The following is a 20,541-nucleotide window of genomic DNA, read 5'->3' on the forward strand; positions in this document are numbered from 1 at the left end:
GAGTAACTTCAATCAGCCGAACACCCGGCGGAAGATCGTGTCGACGTGCTTGAAGTGGTAGCCCTCGTCGAACATCGCCTCCAGTTGAGCCACCGAGAGCTTCGCGGTCACATCCCTGTCGGCCTTGAGGTTGGTGAGGAAGTCCTCGCCGTGCTCCCAGGTGCGCATCGCATTGCGCTGGACCATGGAATAGCTGTCCTCGCGGCTGGCGCCGGCCTGGGTCAAAGCGAGCAGGACGCGCTGCGAATTGTGCAGGCCGCCGAGCTTGTCGAGGTTCTTCCGCATGTTCTGCGGATAGATCAGCAGCTTGTCGATAACGCCGGTCAGGCGGGCGAGGGCGAAATCGAGCGTCACCGTCGCATCGGGGCCGATCATGCGCTCGACCGAGGAGTGCGAGATGTCGCGCTCGTGCCAGAGGGCGACGTTCTCCAGCGCCGGGGTGACCATGCCGCGCACCAGGCGGGCGAGGCCGGTCAGGTTCTCGGTCAGCACCGGGTTGCGCTTGTGAGGCATCGCCGAGGAGCCCTTCTGGCCGGGCGAGAAATACTCCTCGGCCTCATAGACCTCGGTGCGCTGGAGATGTCGGATCTCGGTGGCTAGGCGCTCGACGCTGGAGGCGACGACGCCGAGCGTGGCGAAGAACATCGCGTGACGATCGCGCGGGATGACCTGGGTCGAGACCGGCTCGGGCGTCAGCCCCATCTTCTCCGCGACGTATTCCTCCACCTGCGGGTCGATATTGGCGAAGGTGCCGACCGCGCCGGAGATGGCGCAGGTCGCGATCTCGGCGCGGGCGGCAATGAGCCGGGCGCGGCAGCGGTCGAACTCGGCATAGGCCTGGGCGAGCTTGAGGCCGAAGGTGACCGGCTCGGCGTGGATGCCGTGCGAGCGGCCGATGGTCGGCGTCAGCTTGTGCTCGAAGGCGCGGCGCCTGATGGCGGCGAGCAGGGCGTCGACATCGGCAATCAGGAGATCGGCGGCGCGGGCGAGCTGCACGGCGAGCGTGGTGTCGAGCACGTCGGAGGAGGTCATGCCCTGGTGGACGAAGCGCGCCTCGGGGCCGACGATCTCGGCGAGATGGGTCAGGAAGGCGATGACGTCGTGCTTGGTGACGCGCTCGATCTCGTCGATGCGGGCGACATCGAAGGTGGCGTCCTTGGCCTTAGCCCAGATCGTCGCCGCCGCTTCCTTCGGCACGACGCCGAGCTCGGCGAGCTTGTCGGTGGCGTGCGCCTCGATCTCGAACCAGATGCGGAAGCGCGTCTGCGGCTCCCAGATCGCGACCATCTCGGGGCGGGAATAGCGGGGGATCATAGCGGGCTCGCGGCGTGATGATAAAATGGCTCGCGGGCTCGCTAGCACGGAGAGGCTCTGGGTGGAATGCCGAAGGGCGCTGCTGACAGCTTCGGGCCCTCGCTTTGCCTAGCGTCCGCGCCGGCTGGGCGGGCGTTCCTCACCGGGAGCGCCGATAGACCCAAGGAGGAAAAGATCGATGTCCTATGTCGACGGTTTCGTCGCGGCCGTGCCAGCCGCCAATCGTGCGGCCTATGCCGAGCATGCCCGCAAGGCCGCGCCGCTGTTCAAGGAATATGGCGCGACGCGCGTCGCCGAGTGCTGGGGCGATGATGTCCCGCGCGGCAAGCAGACCGATTTCTACCGGGCCGTCGCGGCGAAGGACGACGAGGTTGTCGTCTTCTCCTGGGTTGAGTGGCCGAGCAAGGAAGCGCGCGATGCCGGCTGGCAGAAGCTGATGGCCGATCCGCGAATGGCCCCCGACGTCAACCCGATGCCCTTCGACGGCACACGGCTGATCTATGGCGGCTTCGCCGCGATCGATCTGGCCTGAGCGACGCTTTTCGTCATTGCGAGGAGCGGTAGCGACGAAGCAATCCAGGGGGACGTAGAGCTCCGCCGCTCCTGGATTGCTTCGCTGCGCTCGCAATGACGGCGAGCGTGGCGAGCATCAGACCCAGTCGCCCCGCGCCGTCTCGGCCGCCTTGCGGATGGCGGCGATGTTGCTGGCATAGGCTGATGGCCCGCCCTTGAACACCGCCGAGCCGGCGACCAGCACGTCGGCTCCGGCCTTGACCGCGAGCGGCGCCGTCTCGGGCGTGGCGCCGCCGTCGATCTCGAGCGCGATCGGCCGCCCGCCGATCAGGGCCCGAATTTGCGCGATCTTGTCGACGACCGAATGAATGAAGCTCTGGCCGCCGAAGCCGGGGTTGACCGTCATCAGGAGGATCAGGTCGACATCGCCGATCAGCGGCTCGGCCGCGCTCGCCGGCGTGCCGGGGTTGAGCACGATGCCGGCCTTCTTGCCCTGCGCCTTGATCGCCTGGATCGTCCGGTGCGGATGCGGGCCAGCCTCGACATGGAAGGAGATCAGGTCGGCGCCGGCCTTGGCGAAGGCCTCGATGTAGGGATCGACCGGGGCGATCATCAAATGGACGTCGAAGAACTTCTTCGTATGCGGGCGGATCGCCTTCAGCACGTCGGGGCCGAAGGTGATGTTGGGCACGAAATGCCCGTCCATCACGTCGCAATGGATCCAGTCGGCGCCGGCTTCGTCGATGGCGCGGACCTCTTCGCCGAGCTTGGCGAAATCGGCCGAGAGGATCGAGGGGGCGATGCGGATCGTGCTCATGGCCGGCGTTTAGCCTGTTTCGCGGGATCGCGAAACCGCCAGGTCGTCATTCCGGGGCAGGCCGCAGGCCTGAGCCCGGAATCCAGAGCCGATGTCGGTTATCATTGGGGCGCGAAGGCAGGCCGCCCATTCTGGACCCGGCATCGGTTCTGGATTCCGGGCTCTTCGCTGCGCGAAGCCCCGGAAAGACGGGGAGAACCCTCACGCCCGCTTCAACGGGAATGACAGGCGCCGGTCGGCCTCGGCGATCTCGACGGCGGCCTGGGTGAAGGCGGGGCGCAGCTTCAGCCGCTCGAACCAGCGCGAGAGGCCGTCGAACGGCGCGAGCGACGGGCCGCCGAGCCGCAACGAGAACAGCACGCTCATGAACAGGGCGATGTCGGCGATCGTGACGGCGTCGCCGAAGAAGTCGCGACCGGCGAGGCGGTCTTCGAGCACGGCATAGTGGTTCTCCAGCGCGCGCTCGGCGATCAGCGCGTCGGCCTCCTGCGAGAGGCGACGGGTCTGGTCGGTCGACGGCGGGCTGGTGCGATGCATCAGCGGCTTCAGCGCCTGCAGCATGATCTCGTCGGCATAGAGCTCGTTGAGCCGGCAGCGCGCGCGGGCGCCGGGGCAGAGCGGAAAGAGCGGCGGCTCAGGATAGGCGTCCTCGAGATATTCGAGGATCACGGTGGAATCGTAGAGCACCAGCCCGTCATCGTTCATGACCGGGACCTGCTGCTTGGGGTTGATGGCGACGACTTCGGGATGCTTCGGATCATAGCCGGTCGTCTGGTTGAACGGCACCATGATGCGCTCGAAGGGGAGACCTTTTTCGCGCAGAGCGATCTCGATCTTGCGCGAGAACAGGCTGAGTGGCCCCGAATAGAGCGTGATCATAACAGGAACTCCGGCTTTGCTTGGAGCGACCTTCGCAACACTTCGGGTCAGCCTGCGTCAGCAGGGATTTCTTTGAGTCGGCGACCGGGGCGTCGGCGGAAGCGGTATGGAGTGGTGCGCTCATGCGTTGCCGCCAGCACATGCGCTTCCGCTATCCCCCTGGAGTCAGAGGCGCTGGAGCGGCAGCGAGAGCTTGCGGTCCCAATCGGCGATCTCGGTCAATTGTGTCGCGAAGACGGGGCGTGCGGCGACCCGCTCATACCAGGCCGCGAGCGCCGGAAGGGCCGCGAATGACGGCCCGTCCAGCCGGCGGACATAGTGCACCATCAGAAACAGTGCGATGTCAGCGACGGAGAAGGCGCCACAGAGATAGGGCTTTTGACCGAGTGCCGCGTCGATGTCGACGAAGTAGCGCGCCAGCAGGGCCTCGGCTGCCCTGGCCTCGCCCTCCGCCTGCTCCAACTCCGCCTGCGGCAGGCGTTCGCCGTTGCGATGGAAGAGCTGACGCAGCGCGCCGAACACCACTTCGTCGGCGAAGAGCTCGTGCTGGCGGCAGCGCGCCCGCTCGACCGGCGTCGCGGGGTAGAGCGGCGGCTGCGGATAGGCCTCGTCGAGATATTCGAGGATCAGGGTGGAATCGTAGAGGGTCAGCTCGCCATCGACCAGGACCGGCACCTGCCCCTTCGGATTGGCGGCGAGCACGTCGGGGTGCTTCGGATTGTAGCCGACCATCTGGTTGAACGGCACCACGACGCGCTCGAAGGCCAGTCCCTTCTCGGCAAGGGCGATCTCGACCTTGCGGCCGAACAGGCTGAGTGGTCCGGAATAGAGCTTCATTGGTTTCCCCCCTTGCCCAAGCCGTCAGAGCGGCCGGTTATGGGCAACCTGGAGGCCGGCCTGGTCAGCCTGCGTCAGCAGGTGCCTCCCTGCGCCGGAGGCGCGCGGCAATGCCGCGCAGCAGCCAGGGCAGGAGGTAGATCGGGAACTGGGCCAGCGCGAAATAGAGGAAGGTGGTCGGCGGCACACCGGCGCCGAGCGCCGCGACCAGCAAGCCCATGTTCCGCTGACCGGTGCCATAGCCGATCATGAAGCGCTCGGAGCGGGGAAAACGGCGCAAGGCCAGCCAGGCGCTGGCGAGGCCGATGGCCGAGACCAGGAAGGCGACGGCAAGGAAGAGCGCGACCTGGCCCGGCTGCTCCAGCGCCGCGCGGGTGACGCCGTCCATCGCTGCGATGGCGAAGATGAAGTACATCAGCACGCCGAAGCCATCGAGATTGGGTTTCAGTGCGCGGATGCGCTCAGGCCCGAGCCAGCGCCGGATCGCAAAGGCGACGACCATGCCGCCGCCGATGAACATCACGAGCCGCAAGGCCAGCGCCATCCGGTCGAGTGGGACGGCGGCGCCCGCCAGCCAGTCGACCAGGAACGGTGCGATGAGCGGACTTGCGATCGTGGTGACGATCACGCCGGCGATGATCAGCGAGGGCTCGAAACCGTAGAGGATGGCGACCGCGGGCGAGGACATGATCGGCGGCGCCGCGCCCATGATCGCGATGCCGAGCAAAAGGCCAGGATCGAGCGCTTCGCGGCCGAGGAGGAGTAGGGTCGCCGCAATCAGCAGGGCCGGGACGAAGAGCAGCCAGAGGCAGGTCAGGACCAGCTTTGCCGGCCGGCGCACCAGCCCGGCGATGACGCCGAGATCGGCGCGCATGAACACCACGGTGGTGAAGCAGAAGATCGTGATCGGCAGGAGCGGGCGCGCCGCCGCGGAGAACTGCGGCAAGGCGAGCCCAAGGAAGATCGAGAGCGCGAAGCCCTGCGTGCCGTAGCGGCCGAGCAAAGCGAGGGCGGAGGCGAGGGCGGCGAGCATCGAAACCGGGAGAGCGAAACGGGGACGCCACACTGGCCGATCCGGAGGGCGCCGTCATCTGGCGTGGGCGCAGGGCGGCACGCTGTAATCGCGCGGCGGGCCGCCAGCGGCCGATGATGTGTCTCGATCGAAGTCTCGTCATTCCGGACAAGCGGCGAAGCCGCGCTGATCCGGAATCCATCGGAGGGCTCCGGCACTCTACAATGGATCCCGGCGCTCCGCTTCGCTGCGGCCGGAATGACGGCATATTTGGATCGCAGAAAATTGTGCATGTTCGATGCTGTTGCCGACTTTGACAGCTTTTTGGCCATTATCTCTGCATGAACTGCGAAACTTTGCCGGATGTGCCGCAACATTCCACACAAGAGCTGACAGCGCTGCGGCCGGCGCTATTCTTGCAGGAGGGGAAGGCTGGCGGAGACAGGTTGGATGCGCACGGACGCGATCGTTCTTGGGGCGGGCATTGTCGGGATTTCGGTGGCGCTGCACCTGCAGAAGGCTGGCCGCTCGGTGCTGTTGGTCGATCGCGGCCAGGCCGGCGGCGAGACCAGCTACGGCAATGCCGGTCTGATCCAGCGCGAGGGCGTCTATCCCTACGGCTTCCCGCATGATTTCGGTGCGCTCATCCGCTATGCGATGAACAACACCATCGACGCGCATTACCACTGGAACGCGATCCCGAAGCTCGCGCCTTTCCTGTGGTCGTACTGGATGCACTCGCGCGCCTCCCAGCACGAGGCGATCGCCCATAAATACGCGACCCTGATCGAGCACTGCGTCACCGAGCATGATGCGCTCGCACAGGAGGCGGGCGCCACCGACCTGCTGCGGCGCAAGGGCTGGATGAAGGTGTTCCGCACGCCCTTCGAGCAGGAGACCAGGCTGGCGGAAGCGGCGCGCTGGAAGCGCGATTACGGCCTGAACCATCGCGCCCTCGACGCGGCCAGCTTGCGGGCCGAGGAGCCGCATCTCGACCAGAGCCTGATCGGCGGCCTGCACTGGACAGATCCGGTGACGGTGATCGATCCGCTCGGCCTGTCCAAGGCCTATCTGGCACTGTTCGAGAAGCTCGGCGGGCGCTTCGCCCAGGGCGATGCCGGAACGCTCGTCCAGGACGGAGACCGTTGGAGCGTGACGCTGGCGGACGGTACCAAGGCGCTTGGCATGGACGCGATCGTGGCGCTCGGCCCCTGGGCCGACGTGCTGACGCGCCAGCTCGGCTACCACCTGCCGCTCGCGGTCAAGCGCGGCTATCACATGCATTACAAGCCGCTTGGCAACGCCGTGCTGAACCATCCGGTGCTCGATACCGAGCGCGGCTATTTCCTCGCGCCGATGCGTCAGGGTGTCAGGCTCACTACCGGGGCCGAGTTCGCCAATCGCGGCGCGCCGAAGACACCGGTGCAGCTCGCCCGCGCCGAGCCGATCGCCAAGACCCTGTTCCCGCTCGGCGAGCGGCTCGACGCCGAGCCCTGGCTCGGCAACCGGCCGTGCACGCCGGACATGATGCCGATCATCGGCCCGGCGCCGAAGCACCGGAACCTGTGGTTCTCCTTCGGCCACGCCCATCACGGGCTGACGCTCGCGGCGGTGACCGGGCGCATGGTCGCGGAGATGGTGAGCGGCCAGAAGGTCTTCGTTGATCCGACGCCGTTCGCCCCGGCGCGCTTCGCCTGAGCCTCAGGCGGTGCGTGGTACTGCGTTCCGCCGCAGCAGCCAGACCGCGAAGGTCGAGGCGGTCACGTACATGACCAGGCTGTAGATGCCGGGCACCACGGCCGCGGCCGGGTTCCGCAGCACGTTGAGTGCGATGAAGATCGCCAGCGCGGCATTGTGGATGCCGATCTCCATGGCGATGGCGACGGCCTGGCCCTTCGGCAGGCGCAGCGCCAGCGGGGCGAGATAGCCGGCCAGCATGCTGACGAGGTTGAAGGCGAGGCAGGCGCCGCCGACCGCCATCAAGCTCGGCAGCAGTGCCTTCCGCTCCATGTAGATCGCGATCGCGATCAGGGCGACGAGCACGAGGATCGAGAACACCTTGATCGGTTTCTCGGCGCTGAGGGCGAAGTGCTCAGCCTTCGCCCGGAGCAGCATGCCGATGGCAACCGGGATCAGGATGATGGCGGCTACCTCGACCACCTTGCGGTGCGGCGGCGGCACGTACTGGCCGGCGCCGAGGAAATAGTCGAGCGAGAGGTCGAGCACGATCGGCAGCGTCAGCAGGCAGAGCAGGCTGTTGACCGCCGTCAGGGTGATGTTGAGCGCGACGTCGCCGCGGGCGAGATGGCTGTAGATGTTGGCAGTCGCCCCGCCCGGCGCGGCCGCCAGCAGCATCAGGCCGACGGCATGATCGGGCGAGAGCTTCAGCCCGATCGCGATCGCGAAGGCGGCGAGCGGCAGCAGCAGGACCTGGAGAAAGAGGCCGAAGCCGACGGCGAGCGGATAGCGCGCGACGCGGCGGAAGTCGGCGATCGTCAGGCTCAGGCCCAGTCCGAGCATGACGATACCGATGGCAAGCGGCAGCAGCAGATCGGTCAGGATCGAGGCCTGCATGCGCGTTTCCCCTTGTCGGCATTTTCTGCCGTTGCGTCAGGCTAGTTGAGGAACGGCAGCTACGCCACTGAGTGGATAAACTCTTGTCCAGAAAGGTTTTCCGATCCTTTCGGCGATCCCAGACCTAAGGTTGGAATGAGGCGCAGGGCCAGCTTCAGGATCAGTCCGACCGATTGCTGGTCGCAGCGGCGCTTGTAGGCCATCGGTGATGGCGAGAAGCGCAAAACCGAGTCGGATCATGGCGTTGCCCCTGCCGGCTAAGGCATTGATTCAGCCGCCGAAGGAACCGATTCAAGCGCTGTATGGAACTGCATCCTTCAGAAGCGCTGCGGGCTGAAATGGCCAAGATCGATCGAAGGCGGCCGGCCGGCGATCAATGCGGCAACGAGATCGGCCGTCGCCGTCGACTGGGTCATGCCGTAATGGCCGTGGCCGAAGGCATAGATGACGTTGGGATTGCGGCTCGCCTTGCCGATCACCGGCAGCGAATCGGGCAGCGACGGCCGGAACCCCATCCAGAGCCGGCCACTGTCGAAGGCCGGCAGCCCGTCAACCAGCGTCGCCGCCTTGTCGTAGAGTGCCCTGGTGCGGGCATGGTTGGGTGGCGCCTCGAGCCCACCGAACTCGACGGCACCGCCGATGCGCAGGCCGCTTTCAAGCGGGGTCATGACGAAGCCGTGGTCCTTGAAGCCGACGGGGCGGCTGGTCAGGCCGGTGACGCCCGGGAAGCTGATATTATAGCCGCGCTCGGTGTCGAGCGGGATTGCATCGCCCATCGCGGCCGCCAGCGGCTTCGACCAGGCGCCGGCTGCGACGACAACGCGATCGACGACACGCTGCCAGCCATCGGCACCGATCAGGGCAGGGCGCTCGCCCATCGAGATGTTCTCGACCTCGGCCTTTTCGAATGTTGCGCCGCGCGCCAGCGCAGCTTCGAAGAGCGCCATGGTGAGGGCGAGCGGATCGCTGATATGGGCGGCGTCGGGGTGGAAGGCGGCGCCGGCGAAGCGATCCTTCAACGCCGGCTCCATCTGGCGCAATTCCTGCGGCTGCAGCATGTCGACGGCGATGCCGGCGGCGCGCTGGCGCCGGGCGAGCTCTTCGAGGCCGGCGGTGTCACTCGCATCGCGATAGGCGTAGAGCGCGCCGCGGCGATGGGTATGCCCGCTGATGCCAGCCTTGTCGGCGCGTGACAGCCAGGCCGGCAGCGCGAGCTGCTGCAGGGCGATGATCCCCGCAATCGAGCGCTCATAGGCGGCGGGCCGTGCCGCGAGCAGGAAGCGCGCCAGCCAGGGCAGCAATTGCGGGAGGTAGCCGAGGCGGATCGCCAATGGTCCGAGCGGGTCGAGCAGGAAGCCCGGCACCTTGCGCAGCATGTTGGGGCTGGCGATCGGCAGCACGTCGGTATGGGCAATGATGCCGGCATTGCCGCGCGAGGGGCCAAAGGCCGGCCCCTCCTTGTCAAGGATCAGGACCTCATGGCCCTCGTCGAGCAGAGCATGGGCGGTGGCCGTGCCGACGATGCCGGCGCCGATGATCGCGATCTTCATGTGGTGGACAGTGCCTCGGGCAGGAGCCTGAGTGTCGCCGGCTGCTTCACCTCGATCTCGACGAAGGCGATCGGATGGGTTGAGCCGTTCATCACATCGTGCTGGATGCCGGCCTGGCGCATATAGGCTTGGCCCTGTGCCAGCGGCACGTCCGTCTCCTTGGCGCCGTCATGGATGCGCAAGGTTCCGGCGACCAGCATGATCACGAAATAGGGCCAGCCATGGCTGTGCCAGCCGGTCACCGCGCCGGGCTCGAAATCCCAGCGCGTGATCCGGACCGTATCGTCGTCCTGCTGAAGCGTGGCGACGGCGGGGATCGTGCAGGCGAACGCCATGTCGGCCTCCATTCGCGGGATTTTAACCGCTGGTCGGTCGGCTTGCCCGCCTTGCGGTCTTGTTGAAAGTTCTGATATATCAATGGTATCCGGTGCGTCAAGCATCGCTGGTGCCGCCCATGACCGAGGATGCCCGCGTTTCCAGGGAGGATGCCATTGGCGTTCGCGCCATCGTCAGCCTGTCCGATCTGGCCTATCGCCGCCTCGAAGAGGCGATCGTGACCCTGTCCCTGCGACCAGGCGCGGTGCTGACCGAAGCACAGATGATCGAGCTCGTCGGCGTTGGCCGCACACCGGTGCGCGAGGCACTGATCAGGCTGGCCCAGCAGGGTCTGGTCGAGATACTCCCGCGCAAGGGCGTCGTGGTCACGGCCATCGACGCGATCGACGTGATGGCGGCGCTCGATGCGCGCGAGGTGCTGGAGCGCCTGATCGCGACCGAGGCGGCAAAACGGGCGGGGCCGGCCGAGCGCAGCGCGATCCTCGCCAAGGCGCGGGCGATGCGCGAGGCGGCGCAGGCGGACGACGTCAACGCTTATATGCGCCTCGACAAGGAGCTCGACGCGCTGGTGGCAGCCGCGGCACGCAGCCCCTATGCCAGCCGCGCCGTCGAGCCGCTGCAGGCGTTGATCCGCCGGGCCTGGTACTTCTTCGACCGGCAGGTCGACCTCGTGCCGGCCGCGAGCCACCATGTGACCCTTGCCCAGGCACTGGTAGCAGCTGAGCCAGGCGCCGCCGCTGAAGCGAGCGATGCGCTGATGTGCCATCTGCGCGCCGGATTGCTGGCAGCGCTGCGGCGCGAATGAGCTGCGGCATCATTTTCGTGGGAGTGATATATCTTAACCCTGCGACGGAAAGGCCCTTTATCTCGACAATTGCTGAAACTGGCCTTTTACCCCTGCGTGCTTAGATAAAACGCAGTACCCTCGCGCAGAGTTGGGCGATGAACAACATGGTCGATGCCGCCTTACGCGCGTCGCGCCCCGAAGCGCAGGCCTTCCGCGAGGCGATGGCTGAGGTGGCGAGCGCCGCCCATATCGTGACGACGCTTGGTCCGGCCGGCCGTGCCGGGCTGACTGCGACCGCTGTCGCCTCCGTCTCGGATGCGCCGCCGACCGTGCTCGTCTGTATCGAGGCTGCCAGCCGCACGCTGGCTGTGATCGAGGAGAGCGGCATCTTCTGCGTGAATACGCTGGCAGCCGCCGACCATGAGCTCGCCACCATCTTCTCCGGCCGGGGCGGTGTGACGGGGGAGGCCCGTTTCGCCGCCGGCGAATGGGGCGAACTCATCACCGGCGCTCCGGCGCTGGCGAGCGCGCTCGCCAGCTTCGATTGCCGGGTGGCTGCGGTGCACCGGGTCGCGACGCATCGCGTCGTGATCGGCCAGGTGGTGGCGCTGGGAGGCAGCGGCTCCGGGCCGGGGCTGGTCTATCGCCATCGCCGCTTCGGCGGCGTCTGAAGCCTGCCTCTCCACCCGCCGATCGTGATCTCGCCGCTTTCGGCGCGATCACACGCCCTGGCGGAACTCAGCTATTGCCGCTCATATATTCCCGCTCCTCCTCGTAGAGCACGAGGATGCGGTCGATGATGGCGTCGGTCGCACCGCGATAAGTCGTGGGATCGAACAGGTCGTCGAGCTCTTCAGACGAAAGCCTGCCGGCGAGCGTCGGGTGGTCGGCCAGGACATCCTTGAGATGGCGGCCGCTGGCGATGCAATCGCGGCTCGCCTCCTCGAGCAGGTGATGCGCCTCGCCGCGGCCGATCGTCTGCGCGAGCGCGAGCGAAACGCGTTCGGCCATGACCAGCCCATTGGTGAGGTCGAGATTGTACTGCATCTGCTCCGGGAAGACCTGGAGTCCCTCGATCAGCGCGACCGCCTGGTTCAGGGCCGATCCGGCGATCAGGAAGAGATCGCGCAGCGTCGGCCATTCAGCGTGCCAGCCGCCCATGGCGCGCTCATGCTCCTGCGGCATGGCGGCGAGCATGGTCGCAACCAGCCCGGGGGCGCGCTTGCCCGCAGCGAGGATCAGCGTGCAGAGCACCGGATTGCGCTTGTGCGGCATCGCGGAGGAGCCGCCCTTGCCAGGCGCTTCCGGCTCGGCGAGCTCGCCGATCTCGGTCTGCGCCATCAAGGCGATGTCCTGCGCCATCTTGCCGAGATGTCCGAGAAGCAGGCCTAGCTCGGTCGCGATCCGGGCCGGGCGCCGGCGCTCGCTGTGCCAGGGCACGCGGACCGCGCCGATCGACGGCATGGTGCGAGCAAAGGCTTCCGACACCGCCTCGGCCTTGTCGCCAAGCGAGGCGAGGCTGCCGGCGGCGCCGCCGAGCTGATGCGCGGCTTGGCCCCAGATCATGAAATCGTCGTGGAAGGAGACGATCGGGGCGAGCCAGTTGGCGGCCTTGAGCCCAAAGGAGATCGGAACCGCATGCTGCAAGAAGGTGCGGCCGATCATCGGCGTGCGGCGATGCTCTCTTGCGAGTCCGGCGAGCGCATGGGCAAGGCGTGCGGAGCGCGCCAGCAGCAATTCCCAGGCAGCGCAATATTGCTGGGCGTGCCCTGAATCGATCACGTCCTGGCTGGTTGCGCCGTAATGCACCCATTTCGCCGCTTCGGCATCGACCACCGTGACGCGGGCCGTCAGCGCCTTGACCAGCGGGATCGCCGGATTGCCGGCGAGCGTCGCAGCTGTGCCGATTGCGACGATGTCGTAGAGTTCAGCCTTGCATTGCGCCGCGATGATCTCGACAGCCGCAGCGGGAATGACGCCGACCTCCGCCTCCGCCCGGGCGAGCGCGGCTTCGAAATCGAGCATGCCCTGCAGCGCGGCGCGATCGTCGAGCAGCGCTGCCATCTCGTGGTCGGCGAAGAGCTCGCCATAGAGCCTGCCCTCAGTCATGTCCGGACGGGCCTTTGTGCGGAGCAGTCGGTGCAACCCACATCCCAGCTTCGTCCCCTTGTGCGCGCCGGTGCTTTCCGGCCATGGATCAGGTGAACTTGGATAGACCCGAGGCCGGTCCGCCTGCAACATGTCAGCGGCCCGGGAGAACCGTGAGGAGCGACGCCATGGCGATGACGATGAACGGCGAGGCGGTGCTGCCCGCGGCCAAGCAGGTGGTCTGGGAGAAGCTCAACGATGCCGAGGTGCTGAAGGCCTGCATCCCCGGCTGCGAGCAGCTCGTCAAGGACGACGACACGCATTTCTCGGCGGTGGTGAAGGTCAAGCTCGGCCCGGTCAAGGCGACCTTCAAGGGCAAGGTCGAATTGCAGGATCTCGATCCTCCGAACGGCTACCGCATCGTCGGCGAAGGCGAGGGCGGTATCGCGGGGTTCGCCAAGGGCGGCGCCAAGGTCATGCTGGACGATGCCGAGGGCGGGCAGACCCTCTTGCGCTACGAGGTCGAGGCGCAGGTCGGCGGCAAGCTGATGCAGCTCGGCTCGCGCCTGATCGATTCGGTCTCGAAGAAGCTGGCCGACGAGTTCTTCGCCAATTTCGCCAAGGCTGTGAGCGAGGGCTGAGTCCATCTCGTCATTGCGAGGCGCATGGCGACGGCGCAATCCAGGGGCGGCAGAGCGCTACGAGTCTGGATTGCTTCGCTACGCTCGCAATGACGACGAGCCTTACGAGGCCTTGCGCAGCGCGGCGAGCGCCTGGCTGACGGTCGCCTCCGCCGCGCCGACCTGAAGCGCGATGTCGGCCGCTGCGGCGTTGGCGCGCTCCAGCGCCTTCTCGGTCTTGCCGATGCTGTCGTTGACGCGGGTTGCGCTGTCGATCGCCTCGTCCGAGCCGTGTGCGACCTCGGCAGCGTGCCGGGCGATGCCGCCTGTGACGCTGCTCTGCTGGGCGACAGCATCCGAGATCGCTTCCGAATCCGCCTTGATCTCGCCGATCGTCGCGCCGATCGAGGTGGCGCGGATGCCGCAGGCTTCGGCGCTGGCCGAGAGTTCTGCGATCTGCGCCGCGATCTCCTGGGTGGCCGAGGCGGTCTGCGTCGCCAGCGACTTCACCTCCGCCGCGACCACTGCAAAGCCGCGGCCGGATTCGCCGGCGCGGGCCGCCTCGATGGTGGCGTTGAGGGCGAGCAGATTGGTCTGCGCGGCGATGTCGGCGATCATGCCGACCACGGTCTCGATGCTGCGGGTGACGTCGCGCAGCCTTGCGATCGCGCCATCCATCGCCTGCGCGTCGGCGACGGCGCGATTGGCGATCTCAAGGCTCTGGCGGGCACGCTGGCCGATCTCGGCGATGTTCGCCGACATCTCCTCGGTCGCCGCCGCGGTCTGCATCGCCTTCTCCCGCACCAGCAGCGAGGTCTGGGCGACCGAGCCGACCTGATCCTTGATGAAGCTGCTGGCCGCCGAGGTTTCGTCGGCGGTTTCGACGAACAGATCGACCGCCTTGCTGATCGCACCATCGAGCTGGCCGATGCGCGAGGTCAGCGTCGCGGCGACCTCGTCCAGCGCAACTCCGCGGCGGCGCGCTTCGCCCGCCTCGAACTCGCGGTCGAGCGACATGGCGGTGTTGACGTCATAAGTCAGCACCCGTTCGATGGTGAAGAGGTCGCGCGGGACGTCGCGCCGCGAGAAGACCAGCCGCGTCCGGCTCTCCTCCAGGATGATCCGGAACAGGGTGAAGGCGATCGAGGCGCGGGCGCGGGCGCCGACCTGGCCATGCCGCTCCAGCAGGGTGAGCCGTTCCAGCGAGTCGCAGTAGTGCTGATCGAAATCGCCCTCGAACAGCAGGCGGAAATGGGCGGCTTCTGCCGCGAAAAGCTCGACTGAGACCGGCTCGACCGCCAGCTTCAGCATCGGGTGGATGGCGAAGGCGCGGGCGAAATCCTGCTCGACGACGTCGATGATGACGCGATCGATGAGGGCACGATAGCGACGCAAGCGCTGGCGCTGGCGCTCGTCATAGCCGATCGCCTGCAGGCGACGCTGGACGTGTTCGAGGATTGTGGCCAACCGCGCCATCCGTGAGCGCGACGATCGGAGATCGTCATTCCAACGGGGGATGTTGGGCATGCGTAGTTAAGATTCCGCAAAGCGTTCGCTCGGTAGTTGCGACGCGCGGCAGGTCGCCTTTGAAGCCAGACCGTCCAAAACCATGCAAAAACGCCGCCAAACGGGCGCATCTGCGGAATGGGTGTCCGCTTGACCGCGGAAAATCCCGGGTCCACACTGCTTTTTGAAGTTGTTCCAAGGAAATTCTTCGTTGGCGCCGAACGGGCCAGCGAGCGAATCGCGTGACCTATCGAGATGTCGTGGGCCGCGCCGGAAAAACAGGCTTTCGGAGGAGTGCCCCATGGCCAATCTGTCGATGACGGTGAACGGCAAGCCCGTCACCGCGACTGTCGACCCGCGCACCCTGCTGGTGCAGTTCCTGCGCGAAAATCTCAGGCTGACCGGCACGCATGTCGGCTGCGACACCAGCCAGTGCGGCGCCTGCGTCGTCCACCTCGACGGCAAGGCGGTGAAGGCCTGCACCACGCTGGCGCTGTCCTGCGAGGGCGCCTCGGTGACGACGATCGAGGGCCTGGCCAATGGCGGGGCGCTGCACCCGATGCAGGAGGCCTTCCGCGAGCATCACGGCCTGCAATGCGGGTTCTGCACGCCGGGCATGATCATGGCGGCGGTCGATATCGTGAACCGGCGCGGCAACAGCCTCGACGAGAAGACCATCCGCGAGGATCTCGACGGCAATATCTGCCGCTGCACCGGGTACCATAATATCGTCAAGGCGGTCGCTGCCGGCGCCGAGGCGATGGGCAAGGGCGCTGCCCCGATCCGCCAGGCCGCCGAGTAACGTGCTGCCCAGGCTGCGCTCGGCAGGACCGGCGCGGTCTGCTTCCGATGTGATCCCCGAAACATGCTGATAGCGCCCGCCAAGAGGCGCCACGCCAGGAGGAATCCATGTCCGCCACCGGAATCGGCGCTCCCGTCCGCCGCAAGGAAGATCATCGCTTCATCACCGGCCAGGGCCGCTATACCGACGACATCAACCGGCCGGGCCAGGCCCACGCCTATTTCCTGCGCTCGCCGCATGCGCACGCCACGCTGAAGACAATCGATACCAAGGCCGCAGCGGCGATGCCGGGCGTGCTCGGCATCTTCACCGGCGATGACCTCGTCGCTGACAAGGTCGGTGGGCTGATCTGCGGCTGGATGATCCATTCCAAGGACGGCTCGCCGATGAAGGCGGGCCCACATCCGGCGCTCGCCCAGGGCAAGGTCCGCTATGTCGGCGACCATGTCGCGGTCGTCGTCGCCGAGACGCTGGCTGAGGCGCGCGACGCGGCCGAGGCGATCGTCGTCGACTACGGCGTGCTGCCGGCGGTGGTCGATACGGCGAGCGCAGCAAAGGCGAAGACGCAGGTCCATGCCGAGGCGGCGGACAACACGGTGTTCAACTGGCATCTCGGCGATAAGGCTGCGACCGAGGCGGCCTTCAAGGCGGCGAAGCACGTCACCAGGCTCGACATCGTCAATAACCGGCTGGTGCCGAACCCGATGGAGCCGCGCGCCGCGGTCGGCGACTACGACCAGGGCGAGGGCGCCTTCACGCTCTATACGACGAGCCAGAACCCGCATGTGGCGCGCCTCGTGCTCTCGGCCTTCATCGGCATCGCGCCAGAGAACAAGCTCAGAGTGATCGCGCCGGATGTCGGCGGCGGCTTCGGCTCGAAGATCTTCATCTATGCCGAGGAGACGGTCTGCGTCTGGGCGGCGAAGAAGGTCGGTCGGCCGGTGAAATGGACCTCGGATCGCACCGAGGCCTTCCTCTCCGACGCGCATGGCCGCGACCACGTCACCCATGCCGAGCTTGCGATGGACGCAGACGGCAAGATGCTGGCGATGCGGGTGCACACCACCGCCAATCTCGGCGCCTATCTCTCGACCTTCTCCTCCTCGGTGCCGACCTATCTCTACGCGCCGCTGCTCTCGGGCCAATACGACATCCCGGCGATCTATTGCGAGGTCGACGCGGTCTACACCAACACCGCCCCGGTCGATGCCTATCGCGGTGCAGGGCGGCCGGAGGCGACCTTCGTGGTCGAGCGCCTGGTCGAGGTTGCGGCGCGCCAGCTCGGCAAGGACCCGGCCAAGTTCCGGACGCAGAACTTCATCCGGAAGTTCCCGCACCAGACGCCGGTGATCATGATGTACGACACCGGCAATTACGGCGCTTCGCTGAAGAAGGCGATGGAGATCATCGATTACAAAGGTTTTCCGAAGCGCCGTCGCGATTCGGCGCGCAGTGGCAAACTGCGCGGCATCGGCTTCTCCGCCTATATCGAGGCCTGCGGCATTGCCCCGTCAGCCGCGGTCGGCTCGCTCGGCGCCGGCGTGGGCTTATGGGAATCGGCTGAGGTCCGGGTCAATCCGATCGGCACGGTCGAGGTTCTGACCGGCTCGCACAGCCACGGCCAGGGGCATGAAACGACCTTCGCCCAGCTCGTCTCCGACCGGCTCGGCGTGCCCTTGGAGAACGTCTCGATCATCCATGGCGACACCGACAAGGTGCAGATGGGCATGGGCACTTATGGCTCGCGCTCGGGTGCGGTCGGCATGTCGGCGATCTTCAAGGCGATCGACAAGGTGATCGCCAAGGGCAAGAAGGTCGCGGCCTACGTGCTGGAGGCCGACGAGGCCGATATCGACTTCAAGGACGGCAATTTCACCGTCAAGGGCACCGACCGGACGCTCGATTTCGGCTCCTGTGCGCTGCAGGCCTATGTCGCGCACAAGTTCAATGGCCAGGACCTCGAGCCGGGGCTGAAGGAGGGGGCGTTCTACGACCCGACCAACTTCACCTTCCCCGCCGGCGTCCACATCTGCGAGCTCGAGATCGATCCCGACACCGGCATCACCAGGATCGAGCGCTGGGCCGCGGTCGACGATTTCGGCAATGTCATCAATCCGATGATCGTCGAGGGCCAGGTTCATGGCGGCATCGCCCAAGGCGTCGGCCAGGCGCTGCTCGAAGGCGCTCGCTACAATGCCGACGGCCAGCTCGTCACCGCGAGCTTCATGGACTACTGCATGCCGCGCGCCGACGACCTGCCGTCCTTCGAGGTCGGCATGACGGTGACGCCATGCCCGTCGAACCCGCTGGGTATCAAGGGTTGCGGCGAGGCCGGCGCCATCGCCTCGCCGCCCGCAGTCATCAACGCCATCACCGACGCGCTCGGCCATGAGGAGATCGCCATGCCGGCGACGCCGCAGGCCGTCTGGCGCGCGGCGCAGAAAACGCTCAGCCGCATGACTGCCGAGTGATTTGAAAGGACGAGACGATGTACGCCTTCACCTATCACCGCCCGGCGACCGCGCGACAGGCCGCCAGCCTCCTCGCCAAGAAGGAGGACGCCAAGCTCTTGGCCGGCGGGCACACGCTGCTGCCGACGATGAAGCAGCGCCTGGCCTCGCCCAGCGCGCTGGTCGACCTCTCCTCCTGTGCCGATCTCAAGGGCATCGCCCATAAGGGCCGCAATCTCGTCATCGGCGCGATGACGACCCATGCCGAGGTCGCCGCCTCGCCGGCGGTGCAGGAGGCGATTCCGGCGCTCGCTTTTCTCGCCAGCCATATCGGCGATCCGCATGTGCGCCATCGCGGCACGATCGGCGGCTCTGTCGCCAACAACGACCCGGCGGCCGACTATCCGGCAGCGCTGCTGGCGCTCGGCGCGACGGTGGTGACCAACAAGCGCAAGCTCCCGGCTGCCGAGTTCTTCAGCGGGCTCTACGAGACCGCTCTGGAAGAAGGCGAGATCATCATCAAGGTCTCGATCCCGGTCGCGTCGAAAGCTGGCTATGCCAAGTTCCGCAATCCGGCCTCGCGCTATGCGCTGGTCGGCGTCTTCGTCGCCAAGCGCGGCAGCGAGGTCGCGGTTGCGGTCACCGGGGCGGGTGAGGGCGGCGTCTTCCGCTGGCCGGAAGCGGAGGCCGCCCTGAAGGCGCGCTTCGCCGCCAAATCGCTGGATGGGCTGAAGCACACGGCCAAGGGCATCAACGGCGATATCCACGCCGATGCCGAGTATCGCGCCCATCTGATCGGCGTGATGGCCAAGCAGGCCGTGGCGCAGGCGACGGGGAAGACCTGAGCCTCTCCCTTCTCCCCTTGCGGGAGAAGGTGGCGCGAAGCGCCGGATGAGGGGTCGCGGAGGTTGGGACGCTATTGGAATGTCACGCGAAGTCAGCGGTCGGCGTCGCGCGACCCCTCACCCTTACCCTCTCCCGCAAGGGGAGAGGGGGCAGGTCGCGCATGCCGCTGGGGCCCCTCAATAAAAGAACCGCTCCTCGACGATCTTGCCATCCTTGACGGTGTAGAGCCCGATCTCGTGCATCTTGCGGCGCTCGCCGCTCTCCTTGACGGTGACGTCGAAGTAGAAATGCACCGCGAACTGGTCGCCGTTGAGATAGGGGCCTTCGGTGGTGAATTCGTGGACCTCGTGGTTGGCGACCCACCATTCGCCCTTGCCCTTCACCGCCTGCTTGCCCTGGCATTCGGCCATCGGCCCCGGCATGTTCTCGTAGCTGGCGATGTCGTCGGCATTATAGGCGGCGGCTGCTTGCTCGTGCTTGCCATCCTTCAGCAGAGCGACGAAATCCGTAGCGACATCCTGGGTTGTCATTGGCGTGTCCTCCGTGAGGGCACGATGGTAGACCGAAACCCCGTCCCGATCATGACAGCAGAGCGCCCTGCACCGGCGTCGCTTCCGTCGCTGCCGCTGCCGCGCTAGACCTCGCTGATGCTGACTTCATCCCGCATCCCGACCTCGATCGACGCCACGCTCTCTTTGCTGCAGGCGCAGGGCTATGTCGCCGACCGGGCCCTGGCGACCGTGCTCTTCCTCGCGCTACGAATGAAGCGGCCGCTGCTGCTCGAGGGCGAGGCCGGCACCGGCAAGACCGAGATCGCCAAGGTGCTCAGCATGGGGCTCGGCCGCCGGCTGATCCGTTTGCAATGCTATGAAGGGCTCGATCTCGCCTCGGCCGTCTACGAATGGAATTATGCCGGCCAGATGATGGCGATCCGCCTCGCCGAGGCCGGCGGCGTCGCCGGCGATCGCGAGCGGCTGGAGAGCGACCTGTTCTCCGAGCGCTATCTGGTCAAGCGCCCGCTGCTGCAGGCGCTGGAGCCACAGGAGGGCGGCGCGCCGATCCTGCTGATCGACGAGCTCGACCGCACCGACGAGGCCTTCGAGGCCTTCCTGCTCGAAGTGCTGGCCGATGCGCAGGTGACGATCCCCGAGCTTGGCACGATCAAGGCGGCCGAGCCGCCGATCGTGATCCTGACCTCGAACCGCACCCGCGAGATCCATGATGCGCTGAAGCGCCGCTGCCTCTATCACTGGGTCGGCTATCCCGACGCCGCCCGCGAGCTCGCCATCCTGAAGGCGAAGGCGCCGGGCGCGCCGGCCAAGCTCGCCAGGCAGGTCGTTTCCTTCGTGCAGGCGATCCGCAAGGAGGAGCTGTTCAAGGCGCCGGGCGTCGCCGAGACGCTCGACTGGGCGAGCGCGCTGGTCGAGCTCGACGCGGTGGCGCTCGATCCGGCGATCGTCTCCGATACGCTGGGCGCACTGCTCAAATACCAGGACGACATCCAGGCGATGCAGGGCTCGAAGGTCGGCGAACTGCTCGACCAGGCCAAGCAGGCGGCGCGGGGATGAGAGCCGTCATGGTCGGCCTTGTGCCGACCACCCACGTCTTTC

Annotated in this window: 20 protein-coding genes; 9 read left to right on the forward strand and 11 right to left on the reverse strand. The window is 66.7% G+C overall.

The window, feature by feature from the left end; all coding sequences use genetic code 11:
- Positions 1-12 precede the first annotated feature (12 nt).
- On the reverse strand, positions 13-1,314 hold the full coding sequence (gene purB / locus ACSQ24_RS08395; protein ID WP_436094244.1) for an adenylosuccinate lyase: 1,302 nt from the start codon (positions 1,312-1,314) through the stop codon (positions 13-15).
- Between the two features lie 178 nt (positions 1,315-1,492).
- Here purB and ACSQ24_RS08400 point away from each other — a divergent pair, with 178 nt between their 5' ends.
- Positions 1,493-1,846, forward strand: coding sequence for a DUF1428 domain-containing protein (locus tag ACSQ24_RS08400; protein ID WP_436094245.1), 354 nt, complete (start codon positions 1,493-1,495; stop codon positions 1,844-1,846).
- Positions 1,847-1,963: 117 nt separating this feature from the next.
- Here the strand turns inward: ACSQ24_RS08400 and rpe are convergent, their stop codons facing one another.
- From rpe to ACSQ24_RS08420, 4 genes are all read right to left on the reverse strand, one after another.
- The gene (gene rpe / locus ACSQ24_RS08405; protein WP_436094246.1) at positions 1,964-2,644 is read right to left on the reverse strand and encodes a ribulose-phosphate 3-epimerase; all 681 of its coding nucleotides are present in this window, start codon (positions 2,642-2,644) and stop codon (positions 1,964-1,966) included.
- 201 nt (positions 2,645-2,845) lie between these two features.
- Complete coding sequence (locus tag ACSQ24_RS08410) at positions 2,846-3,523, reverse strand: glutathione S-transferase family protein (protein ID WP_436094247.1); 678 nt, start codon at positions 3,521-3,523, stop codon at positions 2,846-2,848.
- A 165-nt stretch (positions 3,524-3,688) separates the two neighbouring features.
- Complete coding sequence (locus ACSQ24_RS08415; RefSeq protein WP_436094248.1) at positions 3,689-4,360, reverse strand: glutathione S-transferase family protein; 672 nt, start codon at positions 4,358-4,360, stop codon at positions 3,689-3,691.
- Positions 4,361-4,424: 64 nt separating this feature from the next.
- On the reverse strand, positions 4,425-5,426 hold the full coding sequence (locus ACSQ24_RS08420) for a hypothetical protein (RefSeq protein WP_436094249.1): 1,002 nt from the start codon (positions 5,424-5,426) through the stop codon (positions 4,425-4,427).
- A gap of 396 nt (positions 5,427-5,822) precedes the next feature.
- On the opposite strand from ACSQ24_RS08420, the gene ACSQ24_RS08425 reads away from it, so the two are divergent.
- Positions 5,823-7,070 (forward strand): NAD(P)/FAD-dependent oxidoreductase, encoded by a 1,248-nt coding sequence (locus ACSQ24_RS08425; RefSeq protein WP_436094250.1) that lies wholly within the window; start codon positions 5,823-5,825, stop codon positions 7,068-7,070.
- A gap of 3 nt (positions 7,071-7,073) precedes the next feature.
- On the opposite strand, the gene ACSQ24_RS08430 is transcribed toward ACSQ24_RS08425, so the two are convergent.
- From ACSQ24_RS08430 to ACSQ24_RS08440, 3 genes are all read right to left on the reverse strand, one after another.
- The gene (locus ACSQ24_RS08430; RefSeq protein WP_436094251.1) at positions 7,074-7,946 is read right to left on the reverse strand and encodes a bile acid:sodium symporter family protein; all 873 of its coding nucleotides are present in this window, start codon (positions 7,944-7,946) and stop codon (positions 7,074-7,076) included.
- A gap of 317 nt (positions 7,947-8,263) precedes the next feature.
- Positions 8,264-9,496, reverse strand: coding sequence for an FAD-binding oxidoreductase (locus tag ACSQ24_RS08435; protein WP_436094252.1), 1,233 nt, complete (start codon positions 9,494-9,496; stop codon positions 8,264-8,266).
- A complete protein-coding gene (locus ACSQ24_RS08440; RefSeq protein ID WP_436094253.1) occupies positions 9,493-9,831 on the reverse strand; it encodes a cupin domain-containing protein in 339 nt (112 codons plus the stop codon). The genes ACSQ24_RS08435 and ACSQ24_RS08440 overlap by 4 nt, the downstream gene beginning before the upstream one ends.
- Before the next feature lie 119 nt (positions 9,832-9,950).
- Here ACSQ24_RS08440 and ACSQ24_RS08445 point away from each other — a divergent pair, with 119 nt between their 5' ends.
- Both ACSQ24_RS08445 and ACSQ24_RS08450 read left to right on the forward strand, forming a co-directional pair.
- A complete protein-coding gene (locus ACSQ24_RS08445; protein WP_436094254.1) occupies positions 9,951-10,637 on the forward strand; it encodes a GntR family transcriptional regulator in 687 nt (228 codons plus the stop codon).
- A gap of 137 nt (positions 10,638-10,774) precedes the next feature.
- The gene (locus ACSQ24_RS08450; protein WP_436094255.1) at positions 10,775-11,290 is read left to right on the forward strand and encodes a flavin reductase; all 516 of its coding nucleotides are present in this window, start codon (positions 10,775-10,777) and stop codon (positions 11,288-11,290) included.
- A 67-nt stretch (positions 11,291-11,357) separates the two neighbouring features.
- Here ACSQ24_RS08450 and pcaB read toward each other — a convergent pair whose 3' ends face one another.
- Positions 11,358-12,728 carry a 3-carboxy-cis,cis-muconate cycloisomerase gene (pcaB, locus tag ACSQ24_RS08455; protein WP_436094256.1) on the reverse strand — a complete coding sequence of 457 codons (1,371 nt, stop codon included), beginning with the start codon at positions 12,726-12,728 and terminating at the stop codon, positions 11,358-11,360.
- Positions 12,729-12,895: 167 nt separating this feature from the next.
- Here pcaB and ACSQ24_RS08460 point away from each other — a divergent pair, with 167 nt between their 5' ends.
- Entirely contained in the window at positions 12,896-13,348 is a 453-nt protein-coding gene (locus ACSQ24_RS08460) for an SRPBCC family protein (protein ID WP_436094257.1), read from the forward strand.
- 102 nt (positions 13,349-13,450) lie between these two features.
- On the opposite strand, the gene ACSQ24_RS08465 is transcribed toward ACSQ24_RS08460, so the two are convergent.
- Positions 13,451-14,794, reverse strand: a complete 1,344-nt coding sequence (locus ACSQ24_RS08465; RefSeq protein WP_436094258.1) for a methyl-accepting chemotaxis protein — start codon at positions 14,792-14,794, stop codon at positions 13,451-13,453.
- A 340-nt stretch (positions 14,795-15,134) separates the two neighbouring features.
- Between ACSQ24_RS08465 and ACSQ24_RS08470 the strand changes: the two genes are divergently transcribed.
- The 3 genes from ACSQ24_RS08470 (at position 15,135) to ACSQ24_RS08480 (ending at position 18,930) form a co-directional block, all read left to right on the forward strand.
- Positions 15,135-15,635, forward strand: a complete 501-nt coding sequence (locus ACSQ24_RS08470) for a (2Fe-2S)-binding protein (RefSeq protein ID WP_436094259.1) — start codon at positions 15,135-15,137, stop codon at positions 15,633-15,635.
- Positions 15,636-15,742: 107 nt separating this feature from the next.
- Positions 15,743-18,106 (forward strand): xanthine dehydrogenase family protein molybdopterin-binding subunit, encoded by a 2,364-nt coding sequence (locus ACSQ24_RS08475; protein WP_436094260.1) that lies wholly within the window; start codon positions 15,743-15,745, stop codon positions 18,104-18,106.
- Positions 18,107-18,123: 17 nt separating this feature from the next.
- Positions 18,124-18,930 (forward strand): FAD binding domain-containing protein, encoded by an 807-nt coding sequence (locus ACSQ24_RS08480; protein WP_436094261.1) that lies wholly within the window; start codon positions 18,124-18,126, stop codon positions 18,928-18,930.
- A gap of 177 nt (positions 18,931-19,107) precedes the next feature.
- Here ACSQ24_RS08480 and ACSQ24_RS08485 read toward each other — a convergent pair whose 3' ends face one another.
- Entirely contained in the window at positions 19,108-19,461 is a 354-nt protein-coding gene (locus ACSQ24_RS08485; RefSeq protein ID WP_436094262.1) for a SnoaL-like domain-containing protein, read from the reverse strand.
- A 117-nt stretch (positions 19,462-19,578) separates the two neighbouring features.
- Between ACSQ24_RS08485 and ACSQ24_RS08490 the strand changes: the two genes are divergently transcribed.
- Positions 19,579-20,499 (forward strand): AAA family ATPase, encoded by a 921-nt coding sequence (locus tag ACSQ24_RS08490; RefSeq protein WP_436094263.1) that lies wholly within the window; start codon positions 19,579-19,581, stop codon positions 20,497-20,499.
- Positions 20,500-20,541: the final 42 nt, after the last annotated feature.

The sequence above is a fragment of the Allobosea sp. LjRoot237 genome, assembly GCF_964253285.1.
GTDB lineage: Bacteria > Pseudomonadota > Alphaproteobacteria > Rhizobiales > Beijerinckiaceae > Allobosea.